The sequence below is a fragment of the Asticcacaulis machinosus genome (assembly GCF_028550435.1).
Classification (GTDB): domain Bacteria; phylum Pseudomonadota; class Alphaproteobacteria; order Caulobacterales; family Caulobacteraceae; genus Asticcacaulis; species Asticcacaulis machinosus.
Window position 1 is genome coordinate 261097 of the sequence record NZ_JAQQKV010000001.1, and the last position, 15178, is coordinate 276274.

The 15178-nt window shown below is 53.5% G+C and carries 17 protein-coding genes and 1 pseudogene; 14 read left to right on the forward strand and 4 right to left on the reverse strand.

Annotation, left to right across the window (positions count from 1 at the left end; genetic code table 11):
- Window positions 1-40 precede the first annotated feature (40 nt).
- Window positions 41-733: an exopolysaccharide biosynthesis protein gene (locus PQU98_RS01210; protein ID WP_272743059.1), complete on the forward strand. Its 693-nt coding sequence runs from the start codon at window positions 41-43 to the stop codon at window positions 731-733.
- Between the two features lie 42 nt (window positions 734-775).
- The gene (locus tag PQU98_RS01215; protein ID WP_272743060.1) at window positions 776-1990 is read left to right on the forward strand and encodes an MFS transporter; all 1215 of its coding nucleotides are present in this window, start codon (window positions 776-778) and stop codon (window positions 1988-1990) included.
- Here PQU98_RS01215 and PQU98_RS01220 read toward each other — a convergent pair.
- Window positions 1980-2699, reverse strand: coding sequence for an arginyltransferase (locus tag PQU98_RS01220; protein WP_272743061.1), 720 nt, complete (start codon window positions 2697-2699; stop codon window positions 1980-1982). The genes PQU98_RS01215 and PQU98_RS01220 overlap by 11 nt on opposite strands.
- A gap of 64 nt (window positions 2700-2763) precedes the next feature.
- Window positions 2764-3663, reverse strand: a complete 900-nt coding sequence (locus PQU98_RS01225) for a flagellar motor protein MotB (protein WP_272743062.1) — start codon at window positions 3661-3663, stop codon at window positions 2764-2766.
- Window positions 3664-3813: 150 nt separating this feature from the next.
- Between PQU98_RS01225 and PQU98_RS01230 the strand changes: the two genes are divergently transcribed.
- Together PQU98_RS01230 and PQU98_RS01235 are read left to right on the forward strand one after the other, a co-directional pair.
- Entirely contained in the window at window positions 3814-4287 is a 474-nt protein-coding gene (locus tag PQU98_RS01230; protein WP_272743063.1) for a flavin reductase family protein, read from the forward strand.
- Window positions 4288-4295: 8 nt separating this feature from the next.
- Window positions 4296-5165, forward strand: a complete 870-nt coding sequence (locus PQU98_RS01235; RefSeq protein WP_272743064.1) for an NAD(P)-dependent oxidoreductase — start codon at window positions 4296-4298, stop codon at window positions 5163-5165.
- 34 nt (window positions 5166-5199) lie between these two features.
- Here the strand turns inward: PQU98_RS01235 and hemB are convergent, their stop codons facing one another.
- Both hemB and PQU98_RS01245 read right to left on the reverse strand, forming a co-directional pair.
- Entirely contained in the window at window positions 5200-6201 is a 1002-nt protein-coding gene (gene hemB, locus PQU98_RS01240; protein WP_272743065.1) for a porphobilinogen synthase, read from the reverse strand.
- Between the two features lie 22 nt (window positions 6202-6223).
- On the reverse strand, window positions 6224-6829 hold the full coding sequence (locus PQU98_RS01245; RefSeq protein WP_272743066.1) for a hypothetical protein: 606 nt from the start codon (window positions 6827-6829) through the stop codon (window positions 6224-6226).
- Window positions 6830-7214: 385 nt separating this feature from the next.
- Here PQU98_RS01245 and hemA point away from each other — a divergent pair, with 385 nt between their 5' ends.
- The 10 genes and pseudogenes from hemA to thiL all read left to right on the forward strand — a co-directional run bounded on the left by hemA (window position 7215) and on the right by thiL (window position 15149).
- The gene (gene hemA, locus PQU98_RS01250; RefSeq protein ID WP_272743067.1) at window positions 7215-8438 is read left to right on the forward strand and encodes a 5-aminolevulinate synthase; all 1224 of its coding nucleotides are present in this window, start codon (window positions 7215-7217) and stop codon (window positions 8436-8438) included.
- Between the two features lie 60 nt (window positions 8439-8498).
- Window positions 8499-8702 carry a DUF6898 family protein gene (locus tag PQU98_RS01255; protein ID WP_272743068.1) on the forward strand — a complete coding sequence of 68 codons (204 nt, stop codon included), beginning with the start codon at window positions 8499-8501 and terminating at the stop codon, window positions 8700-8702.
- A 134-nt stretch (window positions 8703-8836) separates the two neighbouring features.
- Entirely contained in the window at window positions 8837-10141 is a 1305-nt protein-coding gene (gene glyA, locus PQU98_RS01260) for a serine hydroxymethyltransferase (RefSeq protein WP_272743069.1), read from the forward strand.
- A gap of 12 nt (window positions 10142-10153) precedes the next feature.
- Window positions 10154-10618: pseudogene (gene nrdR, locus PQU98_RS01265) on the forward strand (transcriptional regulator NrdR); the annotation flags it as partial.
- 107 nt (window positions 10619-10725) lie between these two features.
- A complete protein-coding gene (gene ribD / locus PQU98_RS01270) occupies window positions 10726-11376 on the forward strand; it encodes a bifunctional diaminohydroxyphosphoribosylaminopyrimidine deaminase/5-amino-6-(5-phosphoribosylamino)uracil reductase RibD (protein ID WP_272743070.1) in 651 nt (216 codons plus the stop codon).
- A gap of 11 nt (window positions 11377-11387) precedes the next feature.
- Window positions 11388-11978, forward strand: coding sequence for a riboflavin synthase (locus PQU98_RS01275; protein ID WP_272743071.1), 591 nt, complete (start codon window positions 11388-11390; stop codon window positions 11976-11978).
- Window positions 11979-12006: 28 nt separating this feature from the next.
- Window positions 12007-13152 (forward strand): 3,4-dihydroxy-2-butanone-4-phosphate synthase, encoded by a 1146-nt coding sequence (gene ribB / locus PQU98_RS01280; protein ID WP_272743072.1) that lies wholly within the window; start codon window positions 12007-12009, stop codon window positions 13150-13152.
- A 44-nt stretch (window positions 13153-13196) separates the two neighbouring features.
- Window positions 13197-13670 (forward strand): 6,7-dimethyl-8-ribityllumazine synthase, encoded by a 474-nt coding sequence (locus PQU98_RS01285; protein ID WP_272743073.1) that lies wholly within the window; start codon window positions 13197-13199, stop codon window positions 13668-13670.
- Entirely contained in the window at window positions 13663-14187 is a 525-nt protein-coding gene (gene nusB / locus PQU98_RS01290; RefSeq protein WP_272743074.1) for a transcription antitermination factor NusB, read from the forward strand. The genes PQU98_RS01285 and nusB overlap by 8 nt, the downstream gene beginning before the upstream one ends.
- Window positions 14184-15149: a thiamine-phosphate kinase gene (gene thiL / locus PQU98_RS01295; RefSeq protein ID WP_272743075.1), complete on the forward strand. Its 966-nt coding sequence runs from the start codon at window positions 14184-14186 to the stop codon at window positions 15147-15149. The genes nusB and thiL overlap by 4 nt, the downstream gene beginning before the upstream one ends.
- The last annotated feature ends 29 nt before the right edge of the window (window positions 15150-15178 follow it).

Below are 15178 nucleotides of genomic sequence, written 5' to 3' on the forward strand. Positions count from 1 at the left end.
TAAGACTTGCCGCATTACACGGTAAGGCAATTGTATATTGATGGCGCAGATTTTATATGTTGCAATGCACCATCAGTATGGGGATGCCGCCGTGAGCGAGTTTGCCGGTTTTAAAGATACGTCCGTTAAGGTTAGCGATATGCTGAGCCAAACCATCACGATGATTGATGGTAAGTCAGTGACTTTACGTGAACTTATCAGCCGTATCGGTGAGCAGGGATTCCTGTTGCTGTGTGCGCTTCTGACTCTGCCGTTTTTGCTGCCCGTATCTATTCCGGGTGTCAGTACAGTGTTTGGTGTCGCCATTCTTTTGATCAGCCTGGCGATCACGCTCAACCGCTTGCCTTGGCTGCCCAGTAAAATTCTTGATCGTGAACTGGAAACCCTGAAACTGGTTCCGGTATTGGAAAAAGGCGTAAAGATCGTTTCTAAAATCGACCGCTTCGTTCAACCGCGTCTTTTGGTGTTTTCAACGGGCGCCATTATGAATCGGATCAATGGCCTTGTGCTGATGTTTTCGGCCTTGCTTCTGATGTTGCCCTTAGGCTTCATCCCATTTTCAAATACCTTACCAGGTGTGGCAATCCTGCTGATGTCGATTGGCATGGTTCAGCGCGATGGCGTGTTGGTTGTTGTCGGCTATGGCTTTGTTCTGGCGACTCTAACCTATTTCAGCATTCTCGCCTACGCCGCCTATAGTGCCGGTCAGGGTTTTTCATCCCTGTTGGGATAACAGGATATTGCCTAAGCCTGAAGATTTGCCTATGGCGAAGTCATGGCAATCCCATTCCTAAGTTTGCAGCCAGATCGTATTCATCGCTTTACTGTGGTGTCAGGTGTTGGCTTGTGCCAACTCATAGCATTTGGGACGTCATTATATCTTTTGACAGTTCTGGCAGTACCGATTGTCAGAGACACTGGCTGGTCACTGGGGTGGGTGGTTGGGGGGTATTCGATCGGAGTCCTGGTATCTGCTGCAATTGCTCCACTGGCTGGGCGGTATATCGGCGCAGGCTATGGGCACTATGTACTGGCTGCAAGTTCATTGTTGTTTGCAAGTGGATTGGCGACGGTTTCTTTGTCGGAGCATTTGATCATTTACGTAGCCGCGTGGGCCGTGATGGGGCTCGGCATGGGGGCTGGGCTATACGACTCAGCCTTTGGAGCCGTAGGGCGAATTTTCGGTCAATCTGCTAGGTCGCTCATCATTCAGATTGCACTGTGGGGCGGCTTTGCGTCGACTGTATTCTGGCCACTCAGTGAATATTTGCAGGTTAATTTCGGCTGGAGAGTAGCCTGTCAGGTGTTTGCAGCCCTGCATCTTATCGTATGTTTACCAATATATCTGTGGCTGCTGCCTCGGCCCAAGGATGCGACGGCGCCAAATGATGTAAGCGCGTTGGCGAAAATAACCCCTGAGCCTAATGAGCGTGCGATCTACATAGCATTAGGCTTTGTTATCACCTGCGAAATGGCGATTGTCGCCATGATGTCGGTGCATATGCACACCATTTTGCAAAGCCGGGGATTGTCTTCGACGGCAGCCGTGGCCTTAAGTGCGCTGGTCGGGCCGTCGCAGGTGGTGTCGCGTCTGGTTGAACTCACGATTGGCCGCAGATGGCCGCCTTACCTGTCTATGACCTTAGGTGTGTTAGGCGTCGCAGCGGCTTTAGGGCTAATCATATTCGGAACAGGCCTGAATACGCCGGCGCTTATTATCTATGGCGCCGGTTTGGGCGTCGTGTCGATAACTACTGGCACCGTGCCTCTGGCGATTTTTGGGCCTGTACGTTATCCGCTGCTGATGGGGCGTTTGCGCCGCATTAGTTTGGGAATGCAGGCGGTTACACCCGCTATTGGTGCGTGGATTTTAACCCACATTGGCATGAATATGTTGCTGAGCTTTATTGGTGGGTTGTCGCTGCTTTGTATGGTTGTGTGCGTTTATCTGGCACAACTATGCCGCCGTCATGTCGTGGCTATGATCTGATACGCTGCCAACCGCCGTCGCTCAGGCCTTCAAGCGGGCGGTAGCTGGATTTATAATCCATCTTAGGGCTACCCTTCACCCAGTAGCCTAAATAGACATAGGGGTAGCCGACCTTGAGGGCCTGACCGATATGGTCGAGGATGATAAACCGGCCGAGTGAGCGGCTCATCAGATCCGGATCATAAAAACTATAAACCAGCGACAAACCATCATTTAGCGCATCGACCAGAACACATCCAATCAGGCGGCCCTCAATGCGGTATTCGATAATGTGTGTGCGCACCAAGGTGTCTTCGATCATGGCCACCAGATCTGGCCAAGTCATATCCATCATGCCGCCGTCAGGGTGTCTCGATTTAAGGTAACGCTGCAACAACTCATATTGTTCCCGGCTGGCCTCAGCTTCAACGAACGATTTGGTCACATCGGCATTACGCTTGGTTATGCGGCGGTCGGTTTTTGAAAAGATATACTCATTAACCGGGATGCGTACCGACTGACAGGCGTTGCAGTTATGACAGGCCGGGCGGTAGGCAATGTTTTGTGATCGTCTGAAGCCAATTGCCGACAATTGATCATTAATGCTGATAGCTTCGAGAGGTGGCAGGTGTACAAACACCTTACGCTCTTCCAGATTCGGCAAATAGGGGCAGGGACCGGGTATGGTCAGGTAATATCTGAGTTTTCGACCCGGAAAATGTTCACTCATGACACTCTACTGGTGTTCCCTGATACGACAGCCGTTAATGATCGTATGAGACCCCATATTCAGTCTAAAGTGAAGGGTTATCTGGTAAAACCGGAGCTTCTCGTAGTAAAATAATAGCGATACGGCGATTTCCGGCCAGGGTAGGATCGTCCGGATAAAGCGGCTCCTTAGCGGCCTTACCGGAAACCTGAGCGATTCGATCCTGATCGACCCCGGCACCCTGAAGAATGGCACGTGACGCATCGGCACGTTGAGCCGACAATGCCCAGTCTTTTTCGGCTCCTCCCCCCATACTTGCAGATGTGTGGCCGGTAATTGATACTCGGTTAGGTAATTGATTGACGATCTTCGCAACCGCTCTCAGCAGGGTTCGCGCGCGCTCATTCGGGCGGACAGAACCGGCATCAAACATTGATCGGCCTTCCTGATCAATCAGTTGAACCCGCAAACCTTCGGGTGTCTGGTCAATCAGGATATTTTTCGACAGTTCCGCCAATTCCGGCATATCCTGGAGGGCCTGACGCAAGGATTCGGCCGCGCTGCGGAATGACTCTTCTTCGCGTTTCTGAAGTTCTTCGCGCAGATCATCTTCGCTCGATTTCGACAAATCACCAGACGTTGTGGATTGTCCGTCACGATCCTGAACGTTCGGCGCTTCAGGGGCCATTTGTTCAATGAAGGCCATAGCGCCTGCGCTCTGGACGCCTTCGTCACCTATGGCGGTGCCAGCCAAAATGCCGCCGGCGCCGTTTGAGGATGACGATACGCTGGCGGGAGCAAAATAATCAGCCACGCCGCGCTTTTGCTCAGGGCTTGTCGTGTTGATCAGCCACATCAACAGAAAAAACGCCATCATGGCGGTCACAAAGTCAGCATAGGCGACTTTCCAGGCGCCGCCGTGGTGCCCGCCGCCGACGACCTTTTTGACCTTTTTGATGACGACGGGGGCGTCGCGGTTAGCCATGCGCTATCTTTCGGGCACTGAAACTCTGATTTTGTTTAGCGTGTTTATAGTTAACAGGGGGTTGAGGGAGCTTGTTTTTACGCTTTGGTTTGACGTGGGCCAAGGTCTCAGTCCATAGAGTTTATCTTGTTATGATCGTCGGAGACTGCCGTGACTCAAAAACCGCCGCTGCGCCATGTTCTGGGGGCATTCGCGACGGGTGTGTGCGTTATCACAACCTGTCATGGCGATGAGGTGATCGGGCTTACGGCCAACTCATTTACCTCGGTATCTCTGGATCCGCCCCTGGTGCTATGGTGCCTCGATAAGCGCTGTGAGCGTTATGATATTTTCGCAGGTGCTACGACTTTCGATATAAATATCCTCAGTAGTGATCAGCGAGACTTCTCAGATCGGTTTGCGCGCGGTGACGCGGCTATCGGGAACCATGAAGGCCTGTTGACGCTGGATCATCCCTTACGTTTGAAAAAAGTCATTGGTTGGCTATCGTGCACGACCTACGATACCCGCGCAGTGGGTGACCATCTAGTAATCACGGGTCAGGTAGAGGCTTACGATTATGGTGCAGGTGAGGGGTTGACGTTTTTCCGTGGCCGTTACGGTCAAACCCACATGTTCGGTTAAGGTGGCTCATGAAATTAGTATTTGCAGGCTTAGGCGTTATGGGCTGGCCTATGGCCGGGCATTTGCTGAAAGCGGGTTTGGCTGTTACTGGCTATAATCGTAGCCACGATAAGGCGCAGGCCTGGGCTGAAACTCATGGCGCGCCGATTGAGACGGACTTTGAGCGTGCGGTCAGTAATTCGGATATTCTGGTGTTGTGTGTGGGCAACGACAATGATGTGCGCGGACTTGTAACGCGCGCTGTGAGCGTTATGCCGTCGGGCGGTTTGATCATCGACCATACAACGACATCGGCTAAACTGGCGCGAGAGCTTTTTGAAACATGTGCTTCAAAAGGAGTAGAATTTGTTGATGCGCCGGTATCGGGTGGGCAGGCGGGGGCCGTAAATGGCCAGTTATCCATTATGGTGGGCGGCAGCACCAACGCCGTAGAGCGCGCGCAGATTGTTTTTAAATTCTATGCCAAAAGCGTTACCCATATTGGCGAGGCTGGGGCGGGACAATTGGCCAAGATGGCCAACCAGATCGCTATTGCCGGGGCTGTGCAAGGGGTGGCTGAGGCCCTGCATTTTACTAAATCGGCCGGCCTTGATTCGGCGCTGGTGTTTGACGCGATCTCCAAGGGGGCGGCCGGATCATGGCAGATGGAAAACCGCTGGGCGAGTATGGCGGCGGATAAATATGATTTCGGGTTTGCGGTCGATTGGATGCGTAAGGATTTAGGCATTGCGCTGGATGAGGCGCGCTCAAATGGTGCACATCTGTCGGTCGCCGCTCTGGTTGATCAGTTCTATTCGGAAGTGCAGGCTATAGGAGGGAAGCGCTGGGATACCTCATCGCTTCATGCGCGGTTAGAAGCCCGTCGCACAAAGTCTTAATTTTCGGGGTTTGGGGCCAGCGGCCCCAAGGCCATTACTTGTTGAGCTTCTCAGCCACGTCCTTGGCAAAATAAGTCAAAATCCCTGACGCGCCGGCGCGCTTAAAGGCCGTGAGGCTTTCCAGCACGGCCCGTTCGTGATCGAGTAAGCCCTGATCGCTGGCAGCCTTGATCATCGCATATTCGCCGGACACCTGATAGGCAAAGGTTGGCACTTTAAACGTATCGGCTACACGCCAGACGATGTCGAGATAGGGCAGGCCCGGTTTAACCATGACCATATCCGCGCCTTCCTGAATATCAAGGGCAACTTCGCGCAGGGCTTCGTCAGTATTGGCCGAATTCATCTGGTAGGTTTTTTTATCGCCTTTCAAAGCCTTAACGCCGATGGCGTCGCGGTAGGGGCCGTAGAAGGCCGAGGCAAATTTGGCGGCATAGGACATAATCAGCGCGTCCTTATGGCCGCGGGCCTCCAGAGCCTGCCGTATTGCGCCGATGCGGCCATCCATCATGTCCGAAGGTGCAATAATATCGGCACCGGCTTCATATTGAACCGCGGCCTGTTCGATCAGGGCGTCAATCGTCGCATCATTGTCGATCTTATCGTTGATCAGAAGCCCGTCGTGGCCATGATCGGTATAGGGATCAAGCGCGACATCGACAATCAAACCAATATCCGGCACTGCGGCCTTAATAGCGCGGCAGGCCAGAGGAATAATGCCTTGCCGATCAAGGGCAGCCCGCCCATCGCTAAAGCGTTTGCGTTCATCAATATGTGGGAACAGCGCCAATGCCTTTATACCCAGATCACGGGCGGCTTTGGCCTCTTTCACGGTTTCAGAGATACTGAGGCGATCGATGCCCTTGAGCGATCCGATCGGGTCACGGGCAATATCGCGGTCATGAACAAATATGGGCCAGATAAGGTCTGAGGCTAAAAGCGTATGTTCCTGCACCAGATCCCTGATCCAGCCATTTTGACGCAGGCGACGGGGACGTGCAAACGGGTAGGCTCCCGTAACAGGAACAAAGGTCATTTAAAAACTCAAAATTGGAAGATCAGTTGCCGGTTTTGCAGTCGGCATAGGCCTGAAAAATGTCCTTGCCAATACATTTGTGCTTGATGAGGCGAAGAAAGCCGACCGTAGAGGTGGTCAAAATCCACAGGGTCGCGATCAGGGTAAAAAAGGCAGAAACAATAAAGCCAGAAGCGGCGGTAATAATGGAAACAACGGGTATTTTGGAGGTATCAAGTTCGTTGAGATTGATGTCTAAGGTTCGCCAGTCCGTCACATCATATTGGGTCATAAAAATCTGGATAATGGTGTAGGTCAGAAAAACTGTGCAAATCAGAGCAATGAATGTGGCCATTGACCAGAGGACGAACACGACCCAGAAATTGCGAATTTGATAGGCGTAGTGGCTGGTGATGTAGTTCTTGATTTGCGATTTTCGCATATAGGCGATAACGGCGGCGATAAGTGCGGTCAGACCGAGAGAAAACGGGCTGACAAACAATAGGCCATAGACCAGAAACGCCAGATTACGTTCATCGGCTTCTGATGTCGCCTTTGAAGATGCGCTGTTGCGGCCACCTAACGTGTTTTGGATACCGAGATGCGTCAAAATGCCGGAGGCTTCTGGACGATGGTGATCGGTTATCATTCTTGATTTCCTTCCACGACACGCAGGAATAAGCGACCATCATGGCAAATAATTGATGAAAATGCAAACCGTGATACATCGCACCCTTATTTTAAGATCATTTGAGATAGGCCCGTCGTGACCAACGACGTTAAAATGCCTCGAAAAAGAACAATGAACACGTCTATGATAATGGTTCTCAAATTCAATAAAATGAGGAGCTTATTTTAGGGGTGCGTCATTTAGCCCTACATAAATCGTGGAATTTAACCTAATATTATGATCAAAGAGAAATGTTTCAGCTCTATGTCTTAGGTCAGGGGCTGGTCAGGCGCGATTTATACCCTTATATGCGCGCCAGAAATGCAAGGCGTAAGCGCTGTGTGCAGCGTCGGAGATTTAAATAATGGACTATAATGCCGCTTTTGAGGCCGCTGTTGAAACCGTCCGCTCGGAAGGTCGTTACCGCGTGTTTGCTAACCTCAAGCGTCATAATGGTCAGTTTCCACGCGCAACCTGGATTAAGCCCGATGGTGTTTCTCAGGACGTAACCGTCTGGTGTTCTAACGACTATCTGGGCATGGGCCAAAACCCGGTTGTGCTTGAGGCTATGCACAAGGCTATTGACGAAGCCGGTTCCGGTTCTGGTGGGACGCGTAATATTTCCGGCACGACATGGTATCATAATGCGCTGGAAGCAGAGTTGGCTGATCTGCACCAAAAGCCGGCCGCTCTGGTGTTCACATCGGGTTATGTCGCTAACGAAGCTACGTTGACGACATTATATAAAATTCTGCCGGGACTGATTGTTTTTTCCGATGCCCTGAATCACGCGTCGATGATCGCCGGTATCCGTAATGGCGGTGGTGAGCGTCATATCTTCCGCCACAACGATCTTGAGCATCTGGAAGAACTGCTGAAAGCGGCACCAAGCAATGCCCCAAAGCTGATTGCGTTTGAGTCGGTTTATTCGATGGATGGCGATATTGCCGATATTCACGGTACGGTGGCTTTAGCTAAGAAATACGGCGCGCTAACCTATATCGATGAAGTTCATGCGGTCGGTCTTTACGGTCAGCGCGGGGCCGGCGTGGCCGAGCGCGACGGGATCATGGATCAGATCGATATCATCGAAGGCACGCTGGGTAAGGCGTTTGGCATGATGGGCGGCTATATCGCCGGGTCTGCGGCTATGGTGGACGCCATCCGCTTGTGGGCGTCGGGCTTCATCTTCACTACCTCTTTGCCGCCCGCCGTCATGGCCGGCGCCACGGCGTCTGTGCGCTGGCTCAAAGAACACAATGAGCGCCGCGACGCGCATCAGGAGCGCGCACAAACCCTTATGCGCCGTTTTCGTGAAGCCGGCATCCCGGTTCTGCCGTCTGTCAGCCATATTGTGCCGGTTCTGGTTGGTCATGCCCATCATTGCAAGATGATTTCAGACATGCTGCTCAATGATTTCTCGATCTATGTGCAGCCGATCAACTATCCAACCGTACCCAAGGGGACGGAGCGTCTGCGCTTTACGCCGTCTCCGGATCACGACGATACCATGATGGATGAACTGGTATCGGCCATGGATAAGCTGTGGAGCCACTGCAATGTGGCGCGTATGCCTGCCGTTGCGTAAGGTTTGAATTTGGGTCTGATGCGCTTTTAATAGACGCGTACGCTGAATTAGGGATAGCCCATGTCCGAAGTGCTGCTGGAATATCATCGCAAAGGCGCCTATCTCAAGGTCACGGCTGTCGATCCGGCGACGGGTGAGGAAGTCAGCGCCATGGGGCCAGCCAGCAATCCGACGGCGGTCAAAAGTCTGGCGATTACGAAATTGCAGAACAAACTGGCCGTTCGTCGCCAAACCCCACCAGCCAAGCCCGGCAAATTCATTTAAAGCTTTGTGCTGCAACGCCACATAGGTGGTTTTTTATCTTGGAATCACCAAGCTTAAGGTTTAACACACGCTTGGTTTCAGGCTGCATGTCGCACAACTGACATACGGCTGCTTCAGATGACAGGATCATGCCCGTGAACGCTCCCGCCCAGGCCGCATCGTTTATCCCGCAAGGATACTTCAACAATTCGCTCGAACAGTCGGATACGGCGGTTCTGGAAGCGATTAATGGTGAGCTTCACCGCCAACAGCATGAAATTGAACTAATCGCGTCGGAAAATATCGTCTCAAAAGCTGTGCTCGAGGCGCAAGGCTCAGTTCTGACCAACAAATATGCCGAGGGCTATCCCGGTCGTCGTTACTATGGCGGCTGCGAGTATGTTGACGAAGTTGAAAAGCTGGCGATTGAGCGTGCCAAGAAGCTGTTCAACTGCGCCTATGCCAATGTGCAGCCCCATTCAGGCGCCAATGCCAATCAGGCGGTGTTCTTTACCCTGCTTCAGCCTGGCGACACCTATATGGGTATGGATCTGGCCTGCGGCGGTCACCTGACCCACGGCTCTCCGGCCAACCAGTCGGGCAAGTGGTTCAAGGTTATTCCTTATGGTGTGCGTGAGGATGATCACCTGATTGATATGGATCAGGTCGAAGCTCTGGCCAAGGAGCACAAGCCCAAGCTGATCATCGCGGGTGCATCGAATTACAGCCGTCACATCGACTTTAAGCGCTTCCGCGAGATCGCCGACAGCATCGGCGCGTACCTGTTTGTGGACATGGCACACTATGCCGGTCTGGTGGCGGGTGGCCAGTATCCTGATCCGCTTCCCCATGCTCATGTGGTGACGACCACGACGCACAAAACCCTGCGCGGGCCCCGCGGCGGCATGATCCTGTCCAACGATGAAGCGCTGGGCAAAAAAATCAATTCAGCGGTATTCCCCGGCCTGCAAGGCGGGCCATTAATGCACGTCATTGCCGGTAAGGCGGTCGCCTTTGGTGAGGCGTTGCAGCCGGAATTCAAGGCCTATGCGGCTCAGGTTGTGGCCAATGCCCGTGTGTTGGCCGAAGTTCTGGTCGAGCGCGGCCTGGCGATTGTATCTGGTGGCACCGACAGCCATGTCATGTCTGTCGATCTGCGCCCCAAGGGCCAGACCGGTAAGGCAACTGAAGCGGCACTCGAAGCTGCGGGCATTACCTGCAACAAGAACGGTATTCCGTTTGACCCGCAGCCGTTCACCATTACTTCGGGTGTACGTCTGGGGACGCCGGCCGGCACCACGCGCGGGTTCCGCGAGGCTGAGTTCCGCGAGATCGGTCACCTGATTGCCGATGTCGTTGACGGTATGGCCTCCAATAGTGGTGAGCCCGATCTGACGGTGCAGGCAACGGTGCGTGAAAAGGTCAAGGCCCTGACAGCGCGTTTTCCAATCTACGCCTAAAACGGAGTCGAGATGCGCTGCCCCTTCTGCGGTAATCCTGAAACCCAGGTTAAAGACTCCCGTCCCAGTGAGGATGGGGCAGCCATTCGCCGCCGCCGGTCATGTAATGAATGTGGTGGTCGCTTTACGACCTTTGAGCGGGTGCAACTGCGCGACTTGATGATTGTCAAACGCTCAGGTCGTCGTACGCCGTTTGATCGCGCCAAGCTGGAGCGGTCAATTTCACTGGCGCTTCGCAAGCGACCTGTGGATCAGGAGCGTCTTGACCGGATGGTGTCAGGCATTGTGCGCCAATTGGAAAGCATGGGCGAAACCGATATCAACTCGGATGTGGTCGGTGAACTGGTCATGAAAGCCCTGCGGTCACTGGATGTTGTGGCCTATGTCCGCTATGCGTCGGTTTATCGTGATTTCAAGGAAACCTCTGATTTTGCGCGTTTCCTGGGCGACGAAGGCCTTGATCACGATGGTTTTGAGGTCAGTGTGCCGACGGCCAGTCCGCCGGGAAATCCGACCCTGAAAGACCCGGTTGAGATTAAGCGGGGCTTAGGCGAGCAGGATCTGTCACCGACCGATGATGCGTGATGCAGCGCCCCTTTATCACCCTTAAGCTGGCGACGACTCTGGATGGCCGTATCGCAACGGCATCTGGCCAGAGTCGCTGGATTACGGGTGAGGAGGCGCGCCGGTGTGTCCATGAACTGAGGGCTGGGCATGATGCCGTGCTGGTGGGGATTGAGACGGTGATCAAGGATGACCCGGAACTGACGGTGCGTTTGCAAGGCTATGAAGGCTTTCAGCCGACCCGCATCGTGTTTGATTCCAAGGGCCGCATCCCGCTTCATTCCAAACTGGTTCAGACAGCACGCGTGATCCCGACCTGGGTTGTCACCACTCACGACCTTAATCCGGAGGTTCTGGCGGCGGGCGTGAAAGTCATCAGGGTTGCCTCCTTTCATCAGCGCGTCGATATTCTTCAGGCTATGGAGGCTTTGGCCGCTGCTGGTATTGAGCGGCTGTTCATCGAGGGCGGGGGACTGATTGCCACAGCCTTTATAAAGGCCGGTTTGGTTGACCGGCTTGAATGGTTTCGCTCAGCTACCATCTTAGGCGGTGACGCGCGGTCAGTTATCGGTTTTCTCAGCATTGATGATATCAATGGCATGATCCGGTTTAATCGTCTCGGGGTTCAGGCCGTTGGGGATGATCTCTGGGAAAGTTACGAGTTAAGCTAAGGCAAGAGTTTATGTTTACGGGTATTATCACCGATATGGGCGAAGTCGTCGGCGTGGATCGCCATGACGGCGGCGCACGCTTTGAAATCAGAACGGCCTATGATCTGAGTGGGGTTGATCTGGGGGCGTCAATTTCGCACTCCGGGTGCTGTCTGACTGTGGTGAGTAAGGAAGTTAATCGGTTTACCGTTGATGTTTCGAATGAAACCCTGTCCCTAACCACCCTAAGCCAATGGCAAATGGGGCAAAAAATCAATCTTGAGCGGGCGCTGAAAGTTGGTGATGAACTGGGCGGCCACATTGTCGCCGGTCATGTCGACGGCGTGGGTGAGTTGGTTAGCGTAAAACTAGACGGCGACAGCTATCGCCTGAAAATTCGGGTGCCGCGGCCTTTGCATCGTTATATCGCCCCGAAAGGTTCGATTGCGCTGGACGGGATATCGCTCACCGTCAACGAAGTCGAAGACGATGTCTTTGGCGTGAATATCATTCCTCATACCTGGGCTTACACGACATTGTCGCAAATCGGTGAGGGGGGTAAACTAAACCTTGAGATTGATCTCATGGCGCGTTATGCCGCCAGATGGCGTGAGACTGTGTAACGGTTCCGCCTAGAAGGACTTTAAGATTATGACCCTGCACAAAGCGCAAACGGATCTGACGAACATAGATCACGAGAGCCCCATCTCGCCGATCGAGGATATTCTTGAGGATGCGCGTAACGGCAGGCCCTATATTCTGGTCGATGCCGAAGATCGGGAAAACGAAGGCGACGTGATTATCCCGGCCCAGATGGCGACACCGGATATGATCAATTTTATGGCGCGTCATGCCCGTGGCCTCATCTGCCTTGCCATTACGCCTGAGCGCGCTAAGCAACTGCGTCTTCCGCCAATGGCTCAGGATAATGGCGCCCGCAATGGAACCGCCTTTACGGTGGCCATTGAGGCGAAAGAGGGTGTCACGACCGGTATATCCGCCCATGACCGGGCCCGGACTATTGCTGTGGCCGTTGATCCGACCAAGGATTCCCACGATATCGTCAGTCCCGGCCATGTGTTCCCGCTGGTCGCGCGTGATGGGGGGGTTCTGGTACGGGCCGGTCATACCGAAGCTGCCGTCGATATTTCACGTATGGCCGGACTTAATCCGGCCGGTGTCATTTGCGAAGTCATGAACGATGACGGCACGATGGCGCGTTTGCCGGATCTGGTACAGTTCGCCCAGCTTCATGGCCTGAAAATCGGTACGATTGCCGATCTGATCGCTTATCGTCGTCGCACCGAGCGCTTTGTTGAGCGTGTGCTCGAAAAGCCGTTCCAGAGCCAGTGGGGCGGTAATTTCCGCCTGTTTGTGTACCGCAACCGACTTGATCAGTCGGAGCATATCGCTCTGGTCAAGCACCAGCCGGTGCCGCATCAGGCCACTCTGGTACGTATGCACCAACTTGATGTCGCTTCGGACGTATTAGGTGGTTTAAGTGGCGGATCGCGGCCCAATTTGGTTGAAGCTGCGATGAAGGCATTATCAGCGTTTGACGGGCCGTCGGTGATGGTCATGTTGCGCGACCCTGACCCCAAGGTTCTGTCATCACGGTTTGCCTCTGATGACACCATAGGGCTTGGCGCACGTGGCCTTCGTGATTACGGCGTTGGCGCGCAAATTCTTTTAGATCTTGGCGTTCGTGATATGATTGCCCTGTCATCGTCAAAACCCAAACCGGCAGCTCTGGAAGGTTACGGATTGTCAATCGTTGATTGGCAAAATCTGGCTTGATTTTCTAACCGCTCGCCTTTGAAATTTAGTTTGAGGAATATCTATTGTCACAAGAACAACCCTTGCGCATCCTGATCGTCGAAAGCCGGTTTTATGATGATATTTCTGATGAACTTCTGGCCGGTGCCAAATCCGCGCTTGAAGCCTATGGAGCTGAGTACGATGTGGTGACGGTGCCAGGGGCGTTCGAAGTGCCGGCGGCAATCGCTATGGCCGAAGATGCGGCACATCGTCCGACAGGGCGTCACTACGATGGTTACGTGGCTCTGGGCTGCGTTATTCGCGGAGATACTACCCACTATGATTATGTCTGTACGGAATCAGCCCGCGGCCTGATGGATCTGTCGATGAACCAGCGTCTGGCGATTGGTTACGGTATTCTGACGGTCGAAGACGAAGATCAGGCCTGGGTGCGGGCACGACGTTCCGAAGGTGATAAAGGCGGCACAGTGGCCAAGGTTTGCCTTGATATGATTGCGCTGCGTAAATCCTTGCTGGGTGGTGGTGTTCATGACTGAGTCCCCTAAGCCGCAAAGCCTTAAGGAGGTGATGGAGCACCTCAATACACCTGAAGTTAAGGGCAAAACCTTAAGTGCCCGCGACAAGCAGGCGCGCACTGTGGCCCGCCTCGTTCTGGTGCAGGCGCTCTATCAGATGGAACTGACCGAGCAGGGCGTTGAGACCATAGTTCGGGAGTTCTCTGACTTCAGGTTCGACGGGGATCTGGAAGGTGAGCCTTTGGGTGAGGGCGATATCGATTTCTTTTCCGAAGGTCTTCGCGCCGTGGTGAGAGAGCAATCGACTATTGATCGTAATATCGCAGAACGCTTAGCTGCGGGGTGGCGACTGGATCGTATCGATACGACCTTGCGAGCCATTCTGCGTTCCGGGGCGTGGGAACTTGGTTTCCGAAAAGATATTGGTAAGGAAGTCGTGATCAACGAATATGTCGAAATCGCCAAGGCGTTTTTCGGTGAAACCGAAGCGAAATTCGTTAATGGCGCGCTTGATGGTATAGCGCGCGACGTCAGATGACGGATAATTCCGAATTCAGCGTGATCGATAGATTGTTCAGGCCCCTTGCGGGGCTAACGTCTGAGGCGCGTGGATTGCGGGATGATGTGGCGGTCTTACCTTCCGATAATACGCATGATCTGGTTGTTACCACTGATGCTATGGTCGAAGGGGTGCATTTTTTAAACACTGATCCGTTGGATAAGGTCGCGCAAAAGCTGCTGCGTGTGAACCTGTCTGATTTGGCCGCCAAGGGCGCTGTGCCTTATGGTTATCAATTATTGACGGCCTGGCCGCAGGGTTTGCCGTTTGAAGCCAAACAAACCTTTGCCAAAGGGCTTAAGGCTGATCAGGCGCAGTTCAATGTAGCACTATTCGGGGGGGATACGGTTTCGACGCCAGGGGCGTTGATGGTCAGTGCAACCCTGTTTGGCCGCATAGCGAAGGGGCAGGCCGTGGCGCGCGTAGGCGCGAAAGCCGGTGATCGGGTGCTGGTTAGTGGTCCCATCGGTCAGGGCTATCTTGGCCTGAAAGTCTTACAGGGGGAATATTCGGCACTGTCGGCGGAATTTAAATCTGAATTAGTTGATGCGTATCAATTGCCTCAGCCGCGCCTTGATATGGCGGACGTGGTAAGGGGCAATGCGCACGCTTCAATGGACATTTCAGATGGTTTGGTGGCTGATGCGGCTCACATCGCTCAGACATCAGGGGTGGATATAGATATTGACCTCAATCGGGTGCCGACGTCACGGGCGGCGCGGGCGGCCATAGCATTAGGTGCCAGTGTGCTGGATCTGATTAGCGGCGGTGATGATTACCAGATTTTATGTACCGCGTCGGGTGAACGCGCCAAAGCTTTGTGTAATGCGGGTTTCGTCGACATCGGGGAATGTGTTCCGGCGAAAAGCCAGGGACAGGTCGTTGTGCTGTCGGACGGTAAACCTGTTGAGATGGAAAAGACCGGTTGGGTGCATAGCTGAACACTAAATCTCAATAATTATCGGATGTA

Coding starts and splice junctions, on each gene's coding strand:
- PQU98_RS01210 (WP_272743059.1), top strand. CDS start 41: ATGGCGCAGATTTTATATGTTGCAATGCACCATCAGTATGGGGATGCC.
- PQU98_RS01215 (WP_272743060.1), top strand. CDS start 776: ATGGCAATCCCATTCCTAAGTTTGCAGCCAGATCGTATTCATCGCTTT.
- PQU98_RS01220 (WP_272743061.1), bottom strand. CDS start 2,699: ATGAGTGAACATTTTCCGGGTCGAAAACTCAGATATTACCTGACCATA.
- PQU98_RS01225 (WP_272743062.1), bottom strand. CDS start 3,663: ATGGCTAACCGCGACGCCCCCGTCGTCATCAAAAAGGTCAAAAAGGTC.
- PQU98_RS01235 (WP_272743064.1), top strand. CDS start 4,296: ATGAAATTAGTATTTGCAGGCTTAGGCGTTATGGGCTGGCCTATGGCC.
- hemB (WP_272743065.1), bottom strand. CDS start 6,201: ATGACCTTTGTTCCTGTTACGGGAGCCTACCCGTTTGCACGTCCCCGT.
- PQU98_RS01245 (WP_272743066.1), bottom strand. CDS start 6,829: ATGATAACCGATCACCATCGTCCAGAAGCCTCCGGCATTTTGACGCAT.
- hemA (WP_272743067.1), top strand. CDS start 7,215: ATGGACTATAATGCCGCTTTTGAGGCCGCTGTTGAAACCGTCCGCTCG.
- PQU98_RS01255 (WP_272743068.1), top strand. CDS start 8,499: ATGTCCGAAGTGCTGCTGGAATATCATCGCAAAGGCGCCTATCTCAAG.
- ribD (WP_272743070.1), top strand. CDS start 10,726: ATGCAGCGCCCCTTTATCACCCTTAAGCTGGCGACGACTCTGGATGGC.
- PQU98_RS01275 (WP_272743071.1), top strand. CDS start 11,388: ATGTTTACGGGTATTATCACCGATATGGGCGAAGTCGTCGGCGTGGAT.
- ribB (WP_272743072.1), top strand. CDS start 12,007: ATGACCCTGCACAAAGCGCAAACGGATCTGACGAACATAGATCACGAG.
- nusB (WP_272743074.1), top strand. CDS start 13,663: ATGACTGAGTCCCCTAAGCCGCAAAGCCTTAAGGAGGTGATGGAGCAC.
- thiL (WP_272743075.1), top strand. CDS start 14,184: ATGACGGATAATTCCGAATTCAGCGTGATCGATAGATTGTTCAGGCCC.